Source organism: Bradyrhizobium sp. USDA 4341 (assembly GCF_054063755.1).
The window spans coordinates 2,862,984-2,880,466 of record NZ_JBSSGO010000002.1 but is presented as its reverse complement, the minus strand read 5'-3'; the positions used below and the strand labels follow the sequence as shown (position 1 = coordinate 2,880,466).

16 protein-coding genes and 1 pseudogene are annotated in these 17,483 nt (G+C 62.3%); 14 read left to right on the top strand and 3 right to left on the bottom strand.

Going from position 1 to position 17,483, the window contains the following annotated elements:
• Nucleotides 1–8 precede the first annotated feature (8 nt).
• From cofC to ACVIGB_RS19625, 11 genes and pseudogenes are all read left to right on the top strand, one after another.
• Nucleotides 9–701: a 2-phospho-L-lactate guanylyltransferase gene (gene cofC, locus ACVIGB_RS19675; protein WP_456721403.1), complete on the top strand. Its 693-nt coding sequence runs from the start codon at nt 9–11 to the stop codon at nt 699–701.
• Nucleotides 701–3,107 (top strand): annotated as a pseudogene (gene cofH, locus ACVIGB_RS19670) (5-amino-6-(D-ribitylamino)uracil--L-tyrosine 4-hydroxyphenyl transferase CofH). The gene cofC and the pseudogene cofH overlap by 1 nt, the downstream one beginning before the upstream one ends.
• Nucleotides 3,108–3,150: 43 nt before the next feature.
• Complete coding sequence (locus ACVIGB_RS19665) at nt 3,151–4,536, top strand: pyridoxal-phosphate dependent enzyme (RefSeq protein ID WP_456749195.1); 1,386 nt, start codon at nt 3,151–3,153, stop codon at nt 4,534–4,536.
• Nucleotides 4,537–4,919: 383 nt separating this feature from the next.
• The gene (locus tag ACVIGB_RS19660; RefSeq protein WP_176529640.1) at nt 4,920–6,083 is read left to right on the top strand and encodes an ABC transporter substrate-binding protein; all 1,164 of its coding nucleotides are present in this window, start codon (nt 4,920–4,922) and stop codon (nt 6,081–6,083) included.
• A 110-nt stretch (nt 6,084–6,193) separates the two neighbouring features.
• Nucleotides 6,194–7,066, top strand: a complete 873-nt coding sequence (locus ACVIGB_RS19655) for a branched-chain amino acid ABC transporter permease (protein WP_092116278.1) — start codon at nt 6,194–6,196, stop codon at nt 7,064–7,066.
• Complete coding sequence (locus ACVIGB_RS19650) at nt 7,063–8,097, top strand: branched-chain amino acid ABC transporter permease (protein ID WP_456721406.1); 1,035 nt, start codon at nt 7,063–7,065, stop codon at nt 8,095–8,097. The genes ACVIGB_RS19655 and ACVIGB_RS19650 overlap by 4 nt, the downstream gene beginning before the upstream one ends.
• The gene (locus ACVIGB_RS19645) at nt 8,094–8,900 is read left to right on the top strand and encodes an ABC transporter ATP-binding protein (protein WP_456721407.1); all 807 of its coding nucleotides are present in this window, start codon (nt 8,094–8,096) and stop codon (nt 8,898–8,900) included. Before ACVIGB_RS19650 ends, ACVIGB_RS19645 begins: the two co-directional genes overlap by 4 nt.
• Entirely contained in the window at nt 8,887–9,591 is a 705-nt protein-coding gene (locus tag ACVIGB_RS19640; protein WP_092125969.1) for an ABC transporter ATP-binding protein, read from the top strand. The genes ACVIGB_RS19645 and ACVIGB_RS19640 overlap by 14 nt, the downstream gene beginning before the upstream one ends.
• Nucleotides 9,592–9,944: 353 nt before the next feature.
• Nucleotides 9,945–11,069: a Re/Si-specific NAD(P)(+) transhydrogenase subunit alpha gene (locus tag ACVIGB_RS19635; protein ID WP_342713340.1), complete on the top strand. Its 1,125-nt coding sequence runs from the start codon at nt 9,945–9,947 to the stop codon at nt 11,067–11,069.
• Nucleotides 11,070–11,080: 11 nt separating this feature from the next.
• Nucleotides 11,081–11,398 carry a proton-translocating transhydrogenase family protein gene (locus ACVIGB_RS19630; protein WP_016841609.1) on the top strand — a complete coding sequence of 106 codons (318 nt, stop codon included), beginning with the start codon at nt 11,081–11,083 and terminating at the stop codon, nt 11,396–11,398.
• A 43-nt stretch (nt 11,399–11,441) separates the two neighbouring features.
• Nucleotides 11,442–12,839, top strand: a complete 1,398-nt coding sequence (locus tag ACVIGB_RS19625; protein WP_173638198.1) for an NAD(P)(+) transhydrogenase (Re/Si-specific) subunit beta — start codon at nt 11,442–11,444, stop codon at nt 12,837–12,839.
• 66 nt (nt 12,840–12,905) lie between these two features.
• Here ACVIGB_RS19625 and ACVIGB_RS19620 read toward each other — a convergent pair whose 3' ends face one another.
• The 3 genes from ACVIGB_RS19620 to ACVIGB_RS19610 form a co-directional block, all read right to left on the bottom strand.
• Nucleotides 12,906–13,235 carry a hypothetical protein gene (locus ACVIGB_RS19620; RefSeq protein ID WP_456721408.1) on the bottom strand — a complete coding sequence of 110 codons (330 nt, stop codon included), beginning with the start codon at nt 13,233–13,235 and terminating at the stop codon, nt 12,906–12,908.
• 178 nt (nt 13,236–13,413) lie between these two features.
• Complete coding sequence (locus tag ACVIGB_RS19615) at nt 13,414–14,040, bottom strand: thiamine pyrophosphate-dependent enzyme (RefSeq protein ID WP_456721409.1); 627 nt, start codon at nt 14,038–14,040, stop codon at nt 13,414–13,416.
• Nucleotides 14,037–14,561, bottom strand: a complete 525-nt coding sequence (locus ACVIGB_RS19610; RefSeq protein ID WP_207832095.1) for a thiamine pyrophosphate-binding protein — start codon at nt 14,559–14,561, stop codon at nt 14,037–14,039. The genes ACVIGB_RS19615 and ACVIGB_RS19610 overlap by 4 nt, the downstream gene beginning before the upstream one ends.
• Nucleotides 14,562–14,760: 199 nt before the next feature.
• Between ACVIGB_RS19610 and ACVIGB_RS19605 the strand changes: the two genes are divergently transcribed.
• From ACVIGB_RS19605 to ACVIGB_RS19595, 3 genes are read left to right on the top strand one after another with little or no spacing between them, the layout of a single operon-like run.
• Nucleotides 14,761–15,774, top strand: a complete 1,014-nt coding sequence (locus tag ACVIGB_RS19605) for an ABC transporter substrate-binding protein (protein ID WP_456721410.1) — start codon at nt 14,761–14,763, stop codon at nt 15,772–15,774.
• Nucleotides 15,775–15,799: 25 nt separating this feature from the next.
• Nucleotides 15,800–16,651: an ABC transporter permease gene (locus ACVIGB_RS19600; protein ID WP_456721411.1), complete on the top strand. Its 852-nt coding sequence runs from the start codon at nt 15,800–15,802 to the stop codon at nt 16,649–16,651.
• Entirely contained in the window at nt 16,651–17,472 is an 822-nt protein-coding gene (locus ACVIGB_RS19595) for an ABC transporter permease (protein ID WP_456721412.1), read from the top strand. Before ACVIGB_RS19600 ends, ACVIGB_RS19595 begins: the two co-directional genes overlap by 1 nt.
• Nucleotides 17,473–17,483: the final 11 nt, after the last annotated feature.

Below are 17,483 nucleotides of genomic sequence, written 5' to 3'. Positions count from 1 at the left end.
GCGAAGCGATGGACGATTCCGAAACCTGGGCCCTCGTGCCTGTCAAACGGTTCAGTCAAGCAAAGAGCAGGCTGGGCGACATCCTGGTGGCGACCGAGCGCACAAAGCTGGCGCAAGCCATGCTGTGCGATGTTCTCGGAAACTTGCGGGATACGCGCTCGCTGGCCGGCATCGCCGTGGTGAGCGCCGATCCGGAAGCGTTTGCGATCGCCAAGCGCTTTGGCGCGGCCATGATCTTTGATGAGGTCGAGACCGGCGTCAATGCCGCGGTGCAGCGCGGCCTCGATGCGTTCCAACCGTACGGGCGGCGGGTTCTTGTTGTCCACGCCGACATTCCGTTCGCCCGTCCGGAGGACTTCGAACACGTCATCCGGCTGCTGGACCACACGCCGATCGTGCTCGTACCCGCGCTTTACGACGGTGGCACAAATGCCCTGGCGATGCGGTCGCCCGACATGCTGGAGCCTCGATTTGGCGAAGACAGCTTCCGCGCGCACCGCGCCCTGGCGCGGCAGCGGCAACTGAGCTGCAGCGTGTTCAAGTCGCATGGCATCGGCAAGGACATCGACTGCCCGATCGATTTTGGTCCGTATCTGATCTCGTCGCAAAACCTCGGAACGACAGGTTCGTTTCTTGATGAGCTCAAGATTGCCGAGCGCTTTGGCATCGACGACCATCCCGTTCCCGTGAGGCTGTTCTGATGACGTCCGTCTTGAATCTCCCGTTCGACCGTCGCCTGTCCCGAAGCGAGGCCTACGAGCTCATCGATCTTGCTGACATCGACGAACTCCTGACGGCCGCCGCCAGGCGAAGGGATGCCGCGCACGGCGATGTCATCACCTATTCGCCCAAGGTGTTCATCCCGCTCACCCAGCTTTGCCGCGATGTCTGTCACTACTGCACGTTCGCTCACGCGCCGCGTTCGAACGTCAAGCCGTATCTCTCGATCGAGGAGGCGGTCGCCATCGCCAGGGCCGGCAAGGAGGCTGGCTGTCATGAGGCGCTGTTTACGCTCGGCGACAAGCCCGAGCTTCGCTATCGCGTCGCGCGTGAGGAGCTGACAAGGCTGGGCCACGAATCCTCGCTGTCGTATCTGACCGAAGTCGCCAGGGCTGTGTTCGAGAAAACTGGCCTGCTCCCTCACGTCAATCCGGGGATCATGAACGAGCTCGACCTTGCCATGCTGCGCAAGGTATCGGTCTCGCAGGGCATCATGCTGGAGTCCGCGTCCGACCGGCTCTGTGCGAAGGGCGGCCCCCACTTCGGATCGCCGGACAAGGTGCCGGCCGTCAGGCTTCAGACGATCAAGACTGCCGGTGAGCAGGCCATTCCGTTCACATCCGGAATCCTGATCGGCATCGGGGAGACCAGGGCCGAACGGATTGATGCATTGCTCGCGCTACGGGACCTGAACGATGCGCATGGCCATCTGCAGGAGGTCATCGTTCAGAACTTCCGGCCAAAGGTTGGGACGCGCATGGCCAATGCGCCGGCGCCCTCCGTAGACGATCATCTCTGGACCATTGCTGTCGCCCGCCTGATATTCGATCCGGAGATGAACATTCAGGCGCCGCCGAACCTCAGCCCGGCCGCCCTGGGGCGCGTGGTTGCGGCAGGGATCAACGATTGGGGCGGCGTTTCGCCGGTCACGCCGGACCACGTCAATCCCGAAGCACCGTGGCCGCATCTGCGGCTGCTGGAGGCTGCAACGCGGTCAACCGGCAAGCGGCTCGAGAAGCGGCTGCCGATTTATCCGAGTTTCGCGCGCTATCCCTCGCGCTGGCTCGACAACAAGCTGCTGAAGTCGGTCCTCGACCGCATCGACGGAGATGGATTTCCGCGCACCGACGACTGGCATCCCGGCCACATCGGCGGGCTTCCATCGCGCGAGCTCGGATGGTTGAAATCCGCTCCGCGCACCGCACACGGCAGCGACGTCACGTCGGTCGTTGCCAAGGCCCAGCGTGGCGATGAGCTTTCAGAGGGCGAGATCGTCGGGCTGTTCCGCGCTCACGAGCGCGACTTTACCAGCATTTGCCGGGCGGCCGACGAATTGCGGAGCAGTGTCAACGGCGACGTAGTGTCCTACGTCGTATGCCGCAACATCAACTACACCAACATCTGTTCCTTCAAATGCCAGTTCTGCGCCTTCTCGAAGGGGAAGATGAGCGAGAATCTGCGCGGGCGCCCCTACGACCTCGAGATGTCCGAAGTCGCGCAGCGGGTCACCGAGGCCTGGGACCGCGGCGCCTCCGAAGTGTGCATGCAGGGCGGCATCCATCCGTCCTATACGGGGCAGAAATATCTGGATGTCTGTCGGGCTGTGAAGGGCGCCGTCCCGGCCATGCATCTCCATGCGTTCTCGCCGCTCGAGATCCATCAAGGGGCGCACACGCTGGGCATTTCCGTTGCCGAATTCCTGCAGGAGCTGAAGGCGGCCGGCCTGGGCACGCTGCCCGGAACGGCCCGCCGAGATCCTCGACGACGAGGTGCGCGAGACGCTCTGCGCGGACAAGATCAGGACCCAGCAGTGGCTCGACGTCATGCGCACGGCGCATTCGATCGGGCTTCGATCGACGGCCACCATCATGTTCGGCCATATCGAACGTTACGACCATTGGGCGCGGCATCTGCTCCGGCTGCGGCGCTTGCAGGCGGAGACCGGCGGATTTACCGAGCTCGTGCCGTTGCCGTTCGTTCACATGGAAGCGCCGGTCTATCTCAAGGGCCGGGCGCGACCGGGCCCGACGTTCCGTGAGGCGATCTTGATGCATGCGGTGTCGCGCCTCGTCCTGAATCCACACATCACCAATATCCAGGCGTCCTGGGTCAAGATGGGACCGGAGGGGCTGCGGCACTGCCTTTCGGCCGGCGTCAACGACCTCGGCGGCACGCTGATGGATGAGAGCATCTCGCGGTCGGCCGGCGCCTCGCACGGCCAGGAAATGACGCCGCAGGAGCTCGAATCGATCATCATTTCGGCCGGCCGTGTGCCGCGTCAGCGCACGACGACGTATGGCGTCGCGGATGACGTTCGGAGGCAGCGTTCATTTGACGCGGTCCATGAGCGGCAGACCAGCACGGGCATGCGATCCGCGGGGGGCTAGAGGACCCGGGCGAGGCCGCGAGATTCAACAGGGATGATTGGAAATGGCGTTTGTAATCGAGCCGAATGTTGTCGACAGGAAAGGCTGGCGGCAAGCCGCGGCGCAAGCGCGCAAACTTAACCTGAAGCTGCCGACCTTCTCGCAGCTCGCGCACCCGCCGCTTCCGTCGGCCAGGGTATGGGAGGACATTGCGGCGGTAGGGCCGGATGAGCCGAGCGCCGCGAACCTCTGGCGCATGCACTGGTACAATGCGGAAGACCGCAGGGGCAGGGACCTGGTGCCGGGCCATATCGTGCTGCCAAAAGAGATCTCCGGCGTCGATGCCAAGATCATCGTGTTGCTCGGCGATCGCTTTCCGATGATCGGCGCGCACAAGGTCCTGCCGGCCTATGCGGCCTTGATCGAGCAGCTCGTGACCGGGCGCTTCGATCCATCCGAGCAGAAGGCTGTCTGGCCTTCCACCGGCAATTATTGTCGCGGCGGTGTCGCCGTTTCGCGGATCCTCGGCTGTCGCGGCGTTGCCGTCTTACCCGAAGGGATGAGCCGCGAGCGCTTCGAATGGCTCGAGAAGTGGGTGACGGAGCCAGGCGATATCATCCGGACACCCGGCACCGAGAGCAACGTCAAGGAGATCTACGACAAGTGCGCGGAGCTCAGGCGCGACGACAGCAACGTCATTCTCAACCAGTTCTCGTCGTTCTCGAACTACCTCATCCACTATGAGTGCACGGGGCGCGCGGCGGAAGATGCCTTCAAGGCGTTCAACCAGGACGATAACCACGAATTGGCGGCCTTCGTCTCGGCAACCGGATCGTCGGGGACGATCGCCGCGGGTGATTTTCTCAAGAGACGCTGGGGCTCGAAGGTCGTTGCGGTCGAGGCGCTCGAATGTCCGACGATGCTCAACAATGGCTATGGCGAGCACAACATTCAGGGGATCGGCGACAAGCACATCCCGCTCATTCACAATGTCATGAACCTCGACTTCGTCGTCGGGGTCTCGGACCGAGCCACGGACCAGCTCAATCTGCTGTTCGGCTCGAGAGCGGGCCGGGATTATCTCGAGACGCGCCGCGGTCTCGAACCCGCGCTGGTGCGCGCCTTTGACCATATCGGCATCTCCGGGCTCGCCAACATCATCGCCTCGATCAAGCTGGCAAAGCAGATGAATTACGGGCCCGAGAAGGCCATTGTCACCGTGGCGACGGACAGCGCTTCCATGTACGGCAGCGAACGCAGGCAGTTTGAAGAGAGGCACTACGCGCGTGGCCTTGATCAGGTGAACGCCGCCGAAATCTTCGGCGCCTGCCTGCTCGGTGCCGCCTCCGATAATGTCGTCGAGCTGACGGAGCATTCGCGCCCGCGCCGTCTTCAACCTGGGCTACTACACCTGGGTCGAGCAGCAGGGGGGTTCAGTCGCCGATTTTGAGCGGCGCCGTTCGCAGTCCTTCTGGAGCAAAATTCAGGACAGCCTGGGCGAATGGGATCAACTCACCATCGAGTTCAACAAGGAAGCGAATTTGGCGAACGCTTGACCGGCACGCGCGGCATCGTGTCCGTCGAAGGAGTTTCGAAATTGGTCTAGGCGAAAGCAATCGCGCAAATGATGAGCGGCTGCGTCAAATGAGGGCACTGCGAAAACAAAAATAGAGCAGGGCGCCTGCTTGACGACGGATTAGAAGTATCTTTAAGATACTAAGAATAGGATGATAGGATCATCCCGGCGGTGACGAATGGCCAGCACCCATAAGCTGGCGCGCTGCACTGGTGTTTCGTTCCCTAGGCACGGCTCATGCGAGCACAGGAGGAAAGATGAAGCGAGCACACGGATTGATTACGGGCGCGGCCCTCGCCGCGGCGATGTCGACCGCACTGGCGACGGGCGCAGCGGCGCAGACCATCAAGATCGGTGTCAATGAGCCGCTCACCGGTCCGTTCGCCGCTTCCGGTACCTATGTCGTGAACGGCGCAAAGATTGCCGCCGACGAAATCAATGCCAAGGGCGGCTTGCTCGGTCGCAAGATCGAGCTGGTCATCGAAGACAACAAGAGCAATCCGACGGAGGCCGCTGCCGTCGCCGAGAAGCTGATCACCGGCGACAAGGTGCCCGTGATCATGGGTGCCTGGGGCTCGAGCCTGACGCTTGCGGTGATGCCGAAGCTCATGGAATACAAGGTCCCAATGGTGGTGGAGACCTCCTCCTCGAGCAAGATCACGACGTCGGGCAATTCCTACATCTTCCGCATCTCGCCGCCGTCGTCAGTCGAGGCGACCGAATTCAAGTCCATCATGCCGTCACTCGGCATCAAGAAGGCCGACTTCCTCGTCATCAACAATGACTGGGGTCGTGGCTCGGCCGAGGACTTCGGCAAGATCATGAAGGCCCAGAACATCCAGGTCGGCCTCGTGGAGATCATGGATCAGGCCGCCCAGGACATGAGCGCCCAGCTTGCCAAGATCAAGGCAACCGACTCGGACACGATCATGGTCACGACCGCGGTCGAGCAGCTGACCCTGGTGTTGAAGCAGGCCGCAGCGCTCGGCATCACCAAGCGGATCGTGACCACCGGCGGCTCGCAGAATCCGGATCAGCTGATCGAGCAGGCCGGCGCCGCAGCGAACGGCTCCATGCATCTGACGACCTTCGCGCCCTGGTATCCGGACAAGACCCCGGATCCGGCAGCGACGAAGTATTTCCTCGGCGAGTGGAAAAAGCGTGGCTATGCGATCGCCGGCGCGACTGAAAGCTTCCGCGGCTACGACGGAATTCGCACGATCGCCAATGCGATCCAGCGGGCCGGCAAGGCAGAGCCCGCGGCGATCACCGATGCGCTTTGGACGACCGACTTTCCCGGCCTGAATGGTCAGATCAAGTTCCAGAAGCAAGGGCCGACCGGCAAGGAAAGCGGCCAGAGCATGCCCAACCTCTATCTGATCAAGATCGAGAACGAAAAGATCATCCTGTCGGGCTCCTGAGCTCGACGATCGCGGAAGGCGCCACCATAATTGGTGGCGCCTTGGCATTGCCTCGCCCATAAACATGCTCTGAAGAGAGGATCAGCGGTCTTTCGGCCGAAAAAATCAGCATGACCGAGCTTCTGCAACACATCGTCAACACGCTCATTCTGGGCAGCACCTACGCGCTGCTGGGCATCGGGCTCACGCTCATCTTTGGCATCATGCGCGTCGTCAATTTCGCGCATGGTGAGCTTTACTCCTTCGGAGCCTATGCGCTGTATTTCGTCGGCGTGATGCTCGGCCTCAACTTCTTCCTTGCGCTGATCGTGGCGGTGGTCCTGGGCTGCTTTGCCGGTGCGCTGATCGAGGTCGTCTTGCTGCGCCCGATGCGTGGTGCGGACATCGATACGACCATGCTGGTCATGATCGGCGCCATGATCGTGATGCAGAATGGCGAGCAGTTCGTCTGGGGTGGTGTCGCGAAGTCGGTTTCGACGCCGTTCCCGGAACTTCCGCTCGTCATTGGTTCGATTTCGGTGTCCTGGTTGCGCCTGTTCGTCTTCTGCGCTGCCCTTGCCCTGATCGGCGTGTCCTATCTTCTGATCAACCGCACAAAACTCGGCAAGGCGATGCGCGCCACCTTCCAGGATCGTGATGCTGCTTCGCTCATGGGCGTCAACATCCAGTTCATCTACATGGCGACGTTCGCGATCGGCTCGAGCCTCGCGGCAGCGGCGGGTGCATTGCTCGGACCCGTCTACGTCATCTCCCCGCAAATGGGTAATCTCGCTTCGCTGAAGGCTTTCGCCATCGTCATCCTGGGCGGTCTCGGCAGCATCGGCGGGGCCACGATCGGCGGCTTCTTGCTGGCGTTGGCCGAGGAGCTTGGTGCCGGATACGTTTCGTCGGGCTACCGCGATGCCATGGGCTTTCTGATCATCATCGTCGTTCTCCTCTTCAAGCCGACCGGCCTCTTTGCACGCGCGGAGCGGATTGGATGAAGCGATTGATCCCCTATATCGCGCTCGCCGCATTCGCATCGGTGCCGCTTTGGCTGCACGATCCGTATTTGCTGAACGCCTTCATCACGACGGGTATCCTCATTGTCGCGGCGATGAGCCTCAATCTCCTGCTCGGATACACCGGACAGCTGAGCCTTGGTCACGTCGCATTCTTTGGAATTGGAGCCTACACCAGCGCGCTGGTGTCGCTGGGCTTCGATGTCGAGTTGATCGGCGGTATCCGCGTGGTTCACGAACCCTGGCCGGTCTGGACCGGGTTTGTGATCGGCACCCTGGTTGCAGCGCTCTGCGGCTATGCCGTCGGTAAGCTGTCCTTCAAGGTACGGGGCGCCTACTTCGTCATCGTGACCATCAGCTTTGCGGAAGTGGTCCGGCTGGTCGCCCTGAACTGGGTCGAGCTGACCCAAGGGCCGCTGGCCTTGACCTCGATCCCGCCGATGACGCTGGGGCTGCCCGGAGTTGGCTATCTCGATTTCTACAGCAAGCAATCCAACTATTATCTCGTGCTTGCCGTCCTTGTGGCGTCCTACATCGTCATCCAGCGTCTCGTCTACTCCCGCGTCGGGCGCGCAATGATTGCGCTCAAGGAGAACGAGTCGCTGGCAGTCTCGGTCGGGATCGACGTCACCCGCTATTTGGTGCTGGCCGCGGTGTTTTCGGCCGGCATCGCGGGGGCCGCCGGCAGCCTTTACGCCCATTACCTCAAGATCATCGATCCTGACGTGTTTGCGTTTCTTTACACGGTCACGATGGTGATCATGGTCATCTCGGGCGGGAAGGGCACCCTTGCGGGACCCATCGTCGGCGGCCTCATCTTCGGCTTCATTCCCGTCGCCGCCCGGTCTTTCGCTACCCCCGAGATCCAGTGGATCCTCTATGGCCTGCTGATGATCATCATCGTCTTCGTGTTGCCGAAGGGAATTGTCCCCGCCATCGAGAAGTGGTTCGCAGTGCCTAGCACCCGCGCCGATCCGGAGCCTCTCCAAGCCAAGATGCACGACACACCATGAGCACCATGCCCTCCAACGCTCCGCAGCCAGTTCTGTCCGTTGAACATATCGCCGTGCACTTCGGCGGACTGATTGCGATCACCGATATGAGCTTCGTCGTCAACCAGGGTGAGATTGTCAGCCTGATTGGACCAAACGGCGCCGGCAAGACGACGGCCTTCAACGTCATCACCGGCTTTCTGCGGCCGACCAAGGGCGAGGTGCGCTACAAGAATACCTCGCTCAGCAATCTCAAACCGCATGAAGTCACGTCGCTCGGCCTGGCGCGGACCTTCCAGCGCACCAGCGTGTTCCAGAGCGTGACCGTCTTCGAGAACGTGATGATCGGCTTGCACCGGCGGAGCCGGTCGACACTGCTGGATACGCTGCTGGCGCTGCCGCGCGAAGGGCGGGCGGAGGCGGAGTTGAGGAATCTTGCGCACGGGCTGCTCGAGATCGTCGGGATCGCGCGCCGTGCCGACGAACTCGCCGGGTCGCTGTCTTACGGCGACCAGCGTCTGCTCGGCGTCGCCCTTGCACTTGCAACAGACCCGTCGATGCTTTTGCTGGATGAGCCGGTGTCGGGCATGAATGCGACGGAAACCGCCCGGTTCATGGAGCTGCTCAACAAGTTGCACGGCCGCGGCATGTCGATCCTGCTGGTGGAACACGATGTGCCCATGGTCATGGGCGTCTCCGATCGCATCGTCGTGCTCAACTACGGCCGCATCATTGCCGAAGGGCCGCCCGCGGCGATCCGCGGCAATCCCGAGGTCATTCGTGCCTATCTCGGTGAAGGAGCCAGCCGGCATGCTGCACATTAATGGTCTTGTTTGCCGGTATGGCAAGGTCGAAGCCCTCAAGGGCGTCACCTTGTCGATCGGTCAGGGGCAGCTGGTCGCTCTGATCGGAGCGAACGGTGCGGGCAAAAGCACGACGTTGCGGGCGATCTCGGGAATCCTGCCTTCGGCGGCCGGACGGATCACGTTCGATGGGCACGACATTACGAAGTGCTCGGCGCGGGAAATCCTGAGCAAGGGAATCGCACATTGCCCCGAGGGGCGGCGGGTATTCCCTGACATGACCGTCGACGAAAATCTCGATATGGGCGCCTATCTGCGCTCCGACCGTCGGGAGATCGCGGCGGATCGGGAGCGGATCTTCGGGATGTTTCCGCGACTTGCCGAGCGCCGGCATCAGGTGGCGGGAACACTATCCGGTGGCGAGCAGCAGATGCTGGCGATCGGGCGCGCGATCATGTCCAAGCCCAGGCTCATGATGTTTGACGAGCCATCGCTCGGCCTGGCGCCCAACATCGTTGAACAGGTGTTCTCGATCATCGATGGCATCAGGAAATCTGGGACGACGGTCTTGATGGTCGAGCAGAACGCCTACTCGGCCCTTGAGATGTGCGACTACGCCTACCTTCTGGAGACCGGCTCGATCGTTCTGTCCGGCAGCGGCAAGGATCTCATCGACGATGAACATGTGCGATCTGCCTACTTGGGCGGATGACCGTAGGTGAGCAGGAATGACGAGACTGTCATGGGCGGTGCGGCGCGAGCGAGGGACGAGGTGGGTTCCGACGAATGCCTGGTGCTTCTCGCGTCGTTCATGAGGGTGCGGGATCGCAAGGCTCGTGCTGAGATAGTCAAGTTTGCGCAACGATGCGCCGACTTCGAGCCCGGCGGAATTGTCTCCTTTGGGCTCGAGACGCCGCGCGATTGATGCGTCGGCGTTGCCAAGCTGGAAAATCCTGCGACGCCGGCGGCCACCCTGGGATCGAGGACGATCCTCTGGGAAATGCCGTGCTTGCGTCGCTGATCTGGTGAATGACCTCGTTGGTTCTCAAGAGTGGTGCTGTGAGCGTGAAGATCGCCGTTGCCAAGGAAATCGATGCGTCGGAGCCGCGGGTTGCGGTTTCGCCCGATACCATCAAGAAGTTCAAGGCGCTGGGCGCCGAGGTCGCGGTCGAGCCGGGCGCGGGCGTCAAGTCGGGGCTGCCCGATTCGGAGCTTGTCGCGGCCGGCGCCACCGTCAGCGCCGACGCGCTCAAGGACGCCGACATCATCATCAAGGTGAAGCGGCCGGAGGCCTCCGAGCTGGCGAAGTACAAGCGCGGCGCGCTCGTGATCGCGATCATGGACCCCTACGGCAACGAGGCCGCGCTGAAGGCGATGGCCGATGCCGGCGTGTCGGCGTTTGCGATGGAATTGATGCCGCGCATCACCCGCGCCCAGGTGATGGACGTGCTGTCCTCGCAGGCCAACCTCGCCGGCTACCGGGCGGTGATCGAGGGCGCCGAAGCGTTCGGCCGTGCCTTCCCGATGATGATGACCGCCGCCGGCACCATTCCGGCCGCCAAAGTGTTCGTGATGGGCGTCGGCGTCGCCGGCCTGCAGGCGATCGCGACCGCGCGCCGGTTAGGTGCCGTCGTCACCGCGACCGACGTGCGCCCCGCCACCAAGGAGCAGGTGGAGAGCTTGGGCGCCAAATTCCTCGCCGTCGAGGACGAGGAGTTCAAGAACGCGCAGACCGCCGGCGGCTACGCCAAGGAGATGTCCAAGGAATATCAGGCCAAGCAGGCCGCGCTGACCGCCGAGCATATCAAGAAGCAGGACATCGTGATCACCACCGCGCTGATCCCGGGCCGTCCGGCGCCGAAGCTCGTCTCGGGCGAGATGGTCAAGTCGATGAAGCCGGGCTCGGTGCTGGTCGATCTCGCGGTCGAGCGCGGCGGCAATGTCGAGGGCGCGAGGCCCGGCGAGGTGGTCGAGACCGATGGCATCAAGATCGTCGGCTACACCAATGTCGCCGGCCGCGTTGCCGCCTCGGCCTCGAGCCTCTACGCGCGCAACCTGTTCTCGTTCATCGAGACGATGGTCGACAAGGCCAGCAAGGCGCTCGCGGTCAATTGGGACGACGAGCTGGTGAAGGCCACCGCGCTGACCAAAGACGGCGCCGTCATCCATCCCAACTTCCAGCCGAAGTAAGGAGAGAAGCCATGGAGCATCTCGCGCAGGCCGTCGATCCGTTCGTGTTCCGGCTGTCGATCTTCGTTCTTGCCGTGTTCGTCGGCTATTTCGTGGTGTGGTCGGTGACCCCCGCGCTGCATACCCCGCTGATGAGCGTGACCAACGCGATCTCCTCGGTGATCGTGGTCGGCGCGCTGCTCGCAGTCGGCGTCGGCATGGTGTCGAGCGGATCGGGCTGGGCCCGCGGCTTCGGCTTCGTGGCGCTGATCTTCGCCTGCGTGAACATCTTCGGCGGCTTCCTGGTCACCCAGCGCATGCTGGCGATGTACAAGAAGAAAGCCAAGTGAGCGGCGTGCACCTCGGGGTGACGAAGACAAAGGGGGACCTGAGATGAACGCCAATCTGGCTGCTGTTCTGTATCTCGTGGCGGGAGTGCTGTTCATCCTGTCGCTGCGCGGCCTGTCGAGCCCGGCATCGTCGCGCCAGGGCAATTTCTTCGGCATGATCGGCATGGCGATCGCGGTCGCCACCACGCTGGCGAGCCATCCGCCGGCCGACGGCGTCGCCTGGCTCTTGGTCATCGTCGCGATCGCGATCGGCGGCAGCATCGGCGCCGTGATCGCGCGCCGGGTGCCGATGACCTCGATGCCGGAGCTCGTCGCCGCGTTCCACTCGCTGGTCGGCATGGCCGCGGTGCTGGTCGCCGCCGGCGCGTTCTACGCCCCCGAGGCGTTCGATATCGGCACGCCCGGCAACATCCATCCGCAGAGCCTGGTCGAGATGTCGCTCGGCGTTGCGATCGGCGCCTTGACCTTCACCGGCTCGGTGATCGCGTTCCTGAAGCTGTCGGCCCGGATGAGCGGCGCGCCGATCATCCTGCCGTTCCGCCACGTCATCAACATCGTGCTCGCCCTGGCGCTGGTGTTCTTCATCGTCGGCCTGGTGATGAGCGGCAGCGCGCTCGACTTCTGGCTGATCACGATCATCGCGCTGGCGCTCGGCGTCTTGATGATCATCCCGATCGGCGGCGCCGACATGCCGGTCGTGATCTCGATGCTGAACTCGTACTCCGGCTGGGCCGCGGCCGGCATCGGCTTCACGCTCGGCAACTCGGCGCTGATCATCACCGGCGCGCTGGTCGGCTCGTCGGGTGCGATCCTGTCCTACATCATGTGCCACGCGATGAACCGCTCGTTCATCTCGGTGATCCTCGGCGGCTTCGGCGGCGAGACCGCGGCGGCCGGCGGCGGCTCCGGCGAGCAGAAGCCCGCCAAGCTCGGCTCGGCGGATGATGCCGCCTTCATCATGAAGAACGCCTCCAAGGTCATCATCGTGCCCGGCTACGGCATGGCGGTGGCGCAGGCCCAGCACGCGCTGCGCGAGATGGCCGACCTCCTGAAGAAGGAAGGCGTCGAGGTGAAGTACGCCATTCACCCGGTGGCCGGCCGCATGCCCGGCCACATGAACGTGCTGCTGGCCGAAGCCAACGTGCCCTATGACGAGGTGTTCGAGCTCGAGGACATCAACTCGGAGTTCGCCCAGGCCGACATCGCGTTCGTGATCGGCGCCAACGACGTCACCAACCCGGCGGCGGAAGAGGACAAGACCTCGCCGATCTACGGCATGCCGGTGCTGCAGGTCTGGAAGGCCGGCACCGTGATGTTCATCAAGCGCTCGCTGGCGTCGGGCTATGCCGGCATCGACAACCCGCTGTTCTACCGCGACAACACCATGATGCTGCTCGGCGACGCCAAGAAGGTCACCGAGAACATCGTCAAGGCGATGTAGGGCGGGCGGCAAATGGCGCTCGCCTGTGCCAGGGCCTTGCGGTTGGCCAAGCCGGAAGCAGACGGCCTATGAAGCGCCGGATCCGATCGGGCTCCGCGGCGACAGCGTGCGGCCCAGGATGAGTTCGAGGGAAGGCCAGGCCTCACCGGATGACGAGCAAATCCACATCAGCAAGGCCTGAGGCACCGGCATTCGACGCTCGCCGTGTTGCGGCTGACCCGCAGCCGCTGTCTCAAGAAGCTTATTCGGCTGGACCGGGGAGCCGCCGTCATTGAAGTGAATAACCGGCATGCCGACGGAAATCGACGCGGCCACATCAATCCGCAAGGCGTCCTGGGTGCTGTGCATCGTTGTCGTCGTCCTCATCAAGAGCGAGCGAACCGGCGAATAGTCCATCGTCCTATACATCGTACTATGTGATGGACGACCGACAAGTTCAAAGTTTCGACGTCCTGTGCCTAAGATCGCAGCGTCTTCCGGCGGCCGGGTGGCATGTGGAAGCATGTGAAAAAGGCGGCCCGCTTCGGCAATGAAGCGGACCGCCATGGATTTGTGCAAGGGAAGTGCTGGTCGACTAGGGCCGCTCGAGCATCCCGCCGCCGAACAGCGTCGGGACGTAACGTGGTGCCTCGATCGCAGCCATGAAGCGATGTTTTGTCGCGACCGGATCGAGTGAGATCGGCGGCCGCACGACTTCGATGTCGGGCTCCGTCACCAGAACCAGGACTCCGACGCCATCGCGCTTTTCGGCCGAGGCGATGCCGGCGGCGAGTGCGCTCGGCGCATTCAGGTTCTCGGCGTGCTTGATTCCCGAGGCGCGCGCCAGCTGTGCCAGATCGAGCGTCGCGTTGGTCAAGGCTTGGCCGCCGGAAGCTGCGTGAACGCCGTTCTGGATCAGGAGGATGGTGAGATTTGACGGGTTCATGGCGCCAATCGTAACGAGCGCGCCCATGTGCATGAGCAAAGCGCCATCGCCTTCGACAGCGATGACGGGACGGTCCGGTTGAGCGAGCACCAGACCCAGCGCCAGCGGGAGTGTCAGTCCCATGGCGTCTTCGAAGTAGAAGTTCTCCGGCGCGTGATGCAGCGATGCCCACAAATACGAAGCATTGCCGAGCGACGTCACGACGAGCGCGCGAGACGGCAGACTGCCGACAAGCGCCCTGTAGTAATCCGCCCGGGTCGATCGTGCATTGGTCACCACTGGATATCCTCCCGACCCATGAGCAGGGCAAACGGACATGAGGCTTCTTCCGCATAGGTTGCTGCATGTTCGATCTGGGGGCCGATCGGGCGGTATCGATCGGTGCAGGCATGGGCGAGGCCGATGCCGCGGAAGACCGGCTCCGTCGCTCGGCCCTTCGGCACATGATAGAAGACCGGATCATCTGGCGTGCCCCGATAGGACACAAGCATCAGAAGCGGAAATTGATAACGCTGCGCGAGCGACACCATGCCCGCACCCATGCTGAGTACGCCGGCATTCTGCACAAGCAGGGCGGTGCGAACGCCACCGAGCCGGCTTCCACAAGCGATCGCAAGCGCCTCCTCTTCATGGGTTGCGCGCACCAGCGTCATGCCCGGCTCCTGGTCGATGCGAATAAGGATTTCGCCCAGCCAGCTGTCGGGGACCGAGACGACGGTGCCGAAACCAAGACGCCTGAGCGTATTGAGAACGGCAGACGGCCGATGGGCCTCTAAAGCTTCCGTCGATGTCGTCATCGACTGCCTCCGTGATTTCAACCAACGTGGCGTGCAGGCTAATCGCAAAAGGTACTATTGTCGATAAGACAAACCTATTGCGGGCCGACGAGGTGCCTGATAAAAGGTACTATTAAGCAGATGATAAGTTTAATTTCATGACCGAGGATTGCAGCTGGAGCCGGGCGCTGCATTCCCTCGCTGGAGGGAGACTGCACCTATGCTTCGCCTTTGGTCCGTGTTGATCGCTGCTCTGATTGCATTGCCGGCTCACGCACAAGACAAGCTCGTTGTCAGTATCTGGGGCGGCAGTTGGCGCGATCTGGTGGCCGAGACGGTTGCCAGGAAATTCACCGCCGAAACCGGCGTCCCTGTCGAATTCATCACCGGGGGCACCATCGATCGATTGAACAAGGAAAAGCTCGCCAAGGGAAATCCCGAAAGCGACGTGACGTTCACGACGTCGCATGTCGGGTGGCTCTATGCCAATGACGGGTTGTTCGAGACGATCGATACATCGAAGATCCCGAATGCGAAGAACCTCGCGGACGAGGCGCGGATCAGTCCCTACCATCTCGGCGCCTGGGCCTATGTCTACACGATCGGCTACCGCCCCGATCTGATCAAGGATACCAAGTTCGAGAGCTGGAATGATCTCTGGAAACCGGAGTTGAAGGACAAGCTTGCCGCTCCGGATTTCGATCCCGGTCACATCATTGCGGTCGCCGCCATTCTTGCCGGCGCCGACCCGGCCCATTGGGAAAAAGGCGAGGAGAAGCTCAAGGCGCTCAAGCCAAACTTCAAGGCGTTCTACACCAACGACGCCAACAGCCAGCAACTGCTCGCGAGTGGCGAGACGCCGGTGCAGATCGTGCTTTCGATGAACGCCTACTACATGATCGGGCAGGGCATTCCGATCACGCTCGCGATGCCGAAAGAGGGCGCGGTGCTGGGAATCGACACCGTCGCGGTCATGAAGGGGTCAAAGAAGGTTGACCTCGCATACAAGTTCATCAACGCGCTCTACGACCCCGAAATTCAGGCTGAGATCTCGAAGCAGAAGAAGGGGAGCCCGGCAGTCCTCAACGCGAAGATCGATCCTGAAATCGCCAAGCTTCCGGGTGTCTTCACGTCGGCGGAGCAATGGAAGCAGCAGATCAACATAGACGCCAAGCTGCGCGCCAACAAGACGGCGGAATGGCGCAAATGGTTCGCCGAAAACATCATGAACTGATCCGTTGCCAGATCGGTCCTGCATCATGAATCAGCAGCCATTTCTGCGCATCTTCACGGCGCCGGCGACGCTCTGTGCGATCGGGTTCCTCGCGGCGATGGTTGCGGTTCTGCAATACAGCCTCCGGGCCTACGTGCCGGGATCGCTCGACCCCGGCGGGTTCACGCTGGGGAATTTCGCCGACCTTCTCAAACCGCTCTACGCGCGCGTGTTTCTCGATACCGTCGTCGTGTGCGCGATGACCGCGGTCGTGACGTTGATCGTCGGATATCCGCTGGCCTATGCGCTTGCGCGCGTCGAACAGCCGATCCTCCGCTCCATTCTCCTCGTGATCGTCGTGACGCCGCTGTTTCTGGGCGAGGTTGTTCGCACCTATGCGTGGATCATCGTCCTTGGCAACAATGGGTTCATCAATTCCTTGCTGATGTCGCTCGGCGTCATCGGCAAGCCGCTGCAGCTGATGTTCACGCCATTCGGCGTTGTGGTTGCTCTCGTGCATGTCACGCTGCCAGTCATGGTCATCATGCTGGCCGCCGGATTGTCCCATATCGACCGCGACTATTCCCGGGCGGCTGAAAGCCTGGGAGCCGGTCCCATCCGCGTGTTCCTGACCGTGACATTGCCGCTGTCCTTGCCCGGCGTTGTCGCCGGCACCACGACGGCATTCGCCTGGACGTTCTCGGCATTCGCCACGCCGCAGCTGATCGGCGGCGGCCGCGTCAATATGATCTCCAATCTGGTCTACCAGCTTGGATTTTCGAGCTTCAACTTTCCCTTCGCCGCGACGTTGTGCGTGGCCGGGCTGGCCTTGACGGCCCTCGTGCTTGGACTGCTTCAGCTTGCCTCCCGACCGCTTCAGAAGATCGAGGTGCATTGATGATTCCGCGCTCGACCTATCAGAGAGTGCTCGGCTGGGTCGGATTGTTGACGGTGCTCGTCATCATCGCTTTTCTTGTGCTGCCGGCGGCGGTCGTGACGATCGCCGCGTTCAACGACAAGCCGATCCTGTCGTTCCCGCCGCAGACCTGGTCGTGGCGATGGTTCGGTCGGGCCCTCGCCTATGAAGACTTCCGGCAAGGGTTCTTCAACGGCCTGATCGTCACGGCCTGGAGCTCGACGATCGCGCTGTGCGTTGGCGGCATGTTCGCTTTTGTCATCGACCGGTACAAGTTTCCGCTCAAGTCCGCCATCGAGGGAATCCTGATTTCGCCGTTGGTGATTCCGCACTTCACGGTAGGGCTCGGCTTTCTCATCCTCGCGGCGCAAGTCGGCCTGAGCCGCAGTTTTGCGGTCGTCGTGATCTGCCACGTTATCCTGGTGCTGCCGTTCGTGCTGCGCAGCGTGTATGTCTCGCTGAGGAATCTCGATCAGAGTTATGAACACGCTGCTGCGAGCCTCGGCGCCGGACCGCTTCGCGTCCTGACCACCGTCACCCTGCCGCTGCTGCTGCCCGGGCTCGTCAGCGGTTGGCTGTTCGCGGCGATCCTCTCGTTCAACGAGTTCACGGCCTCGCTGTTCGTAACCTCGCAGCGTACCCAAACGCTTCCTGTCGCGATGTACAATTACGTGCGCGAGTTCGCTGATCCCTCGATGGCGGCATTGTCGGTCATGTATATCGTCGGCACCGCCGCCTTGATCGCCTTTGCCAATGCGTTCCTGGGCCTCGGCAAGGTCCTCAATATCGAGCAGTCTCATTAGGGAGCACGGAT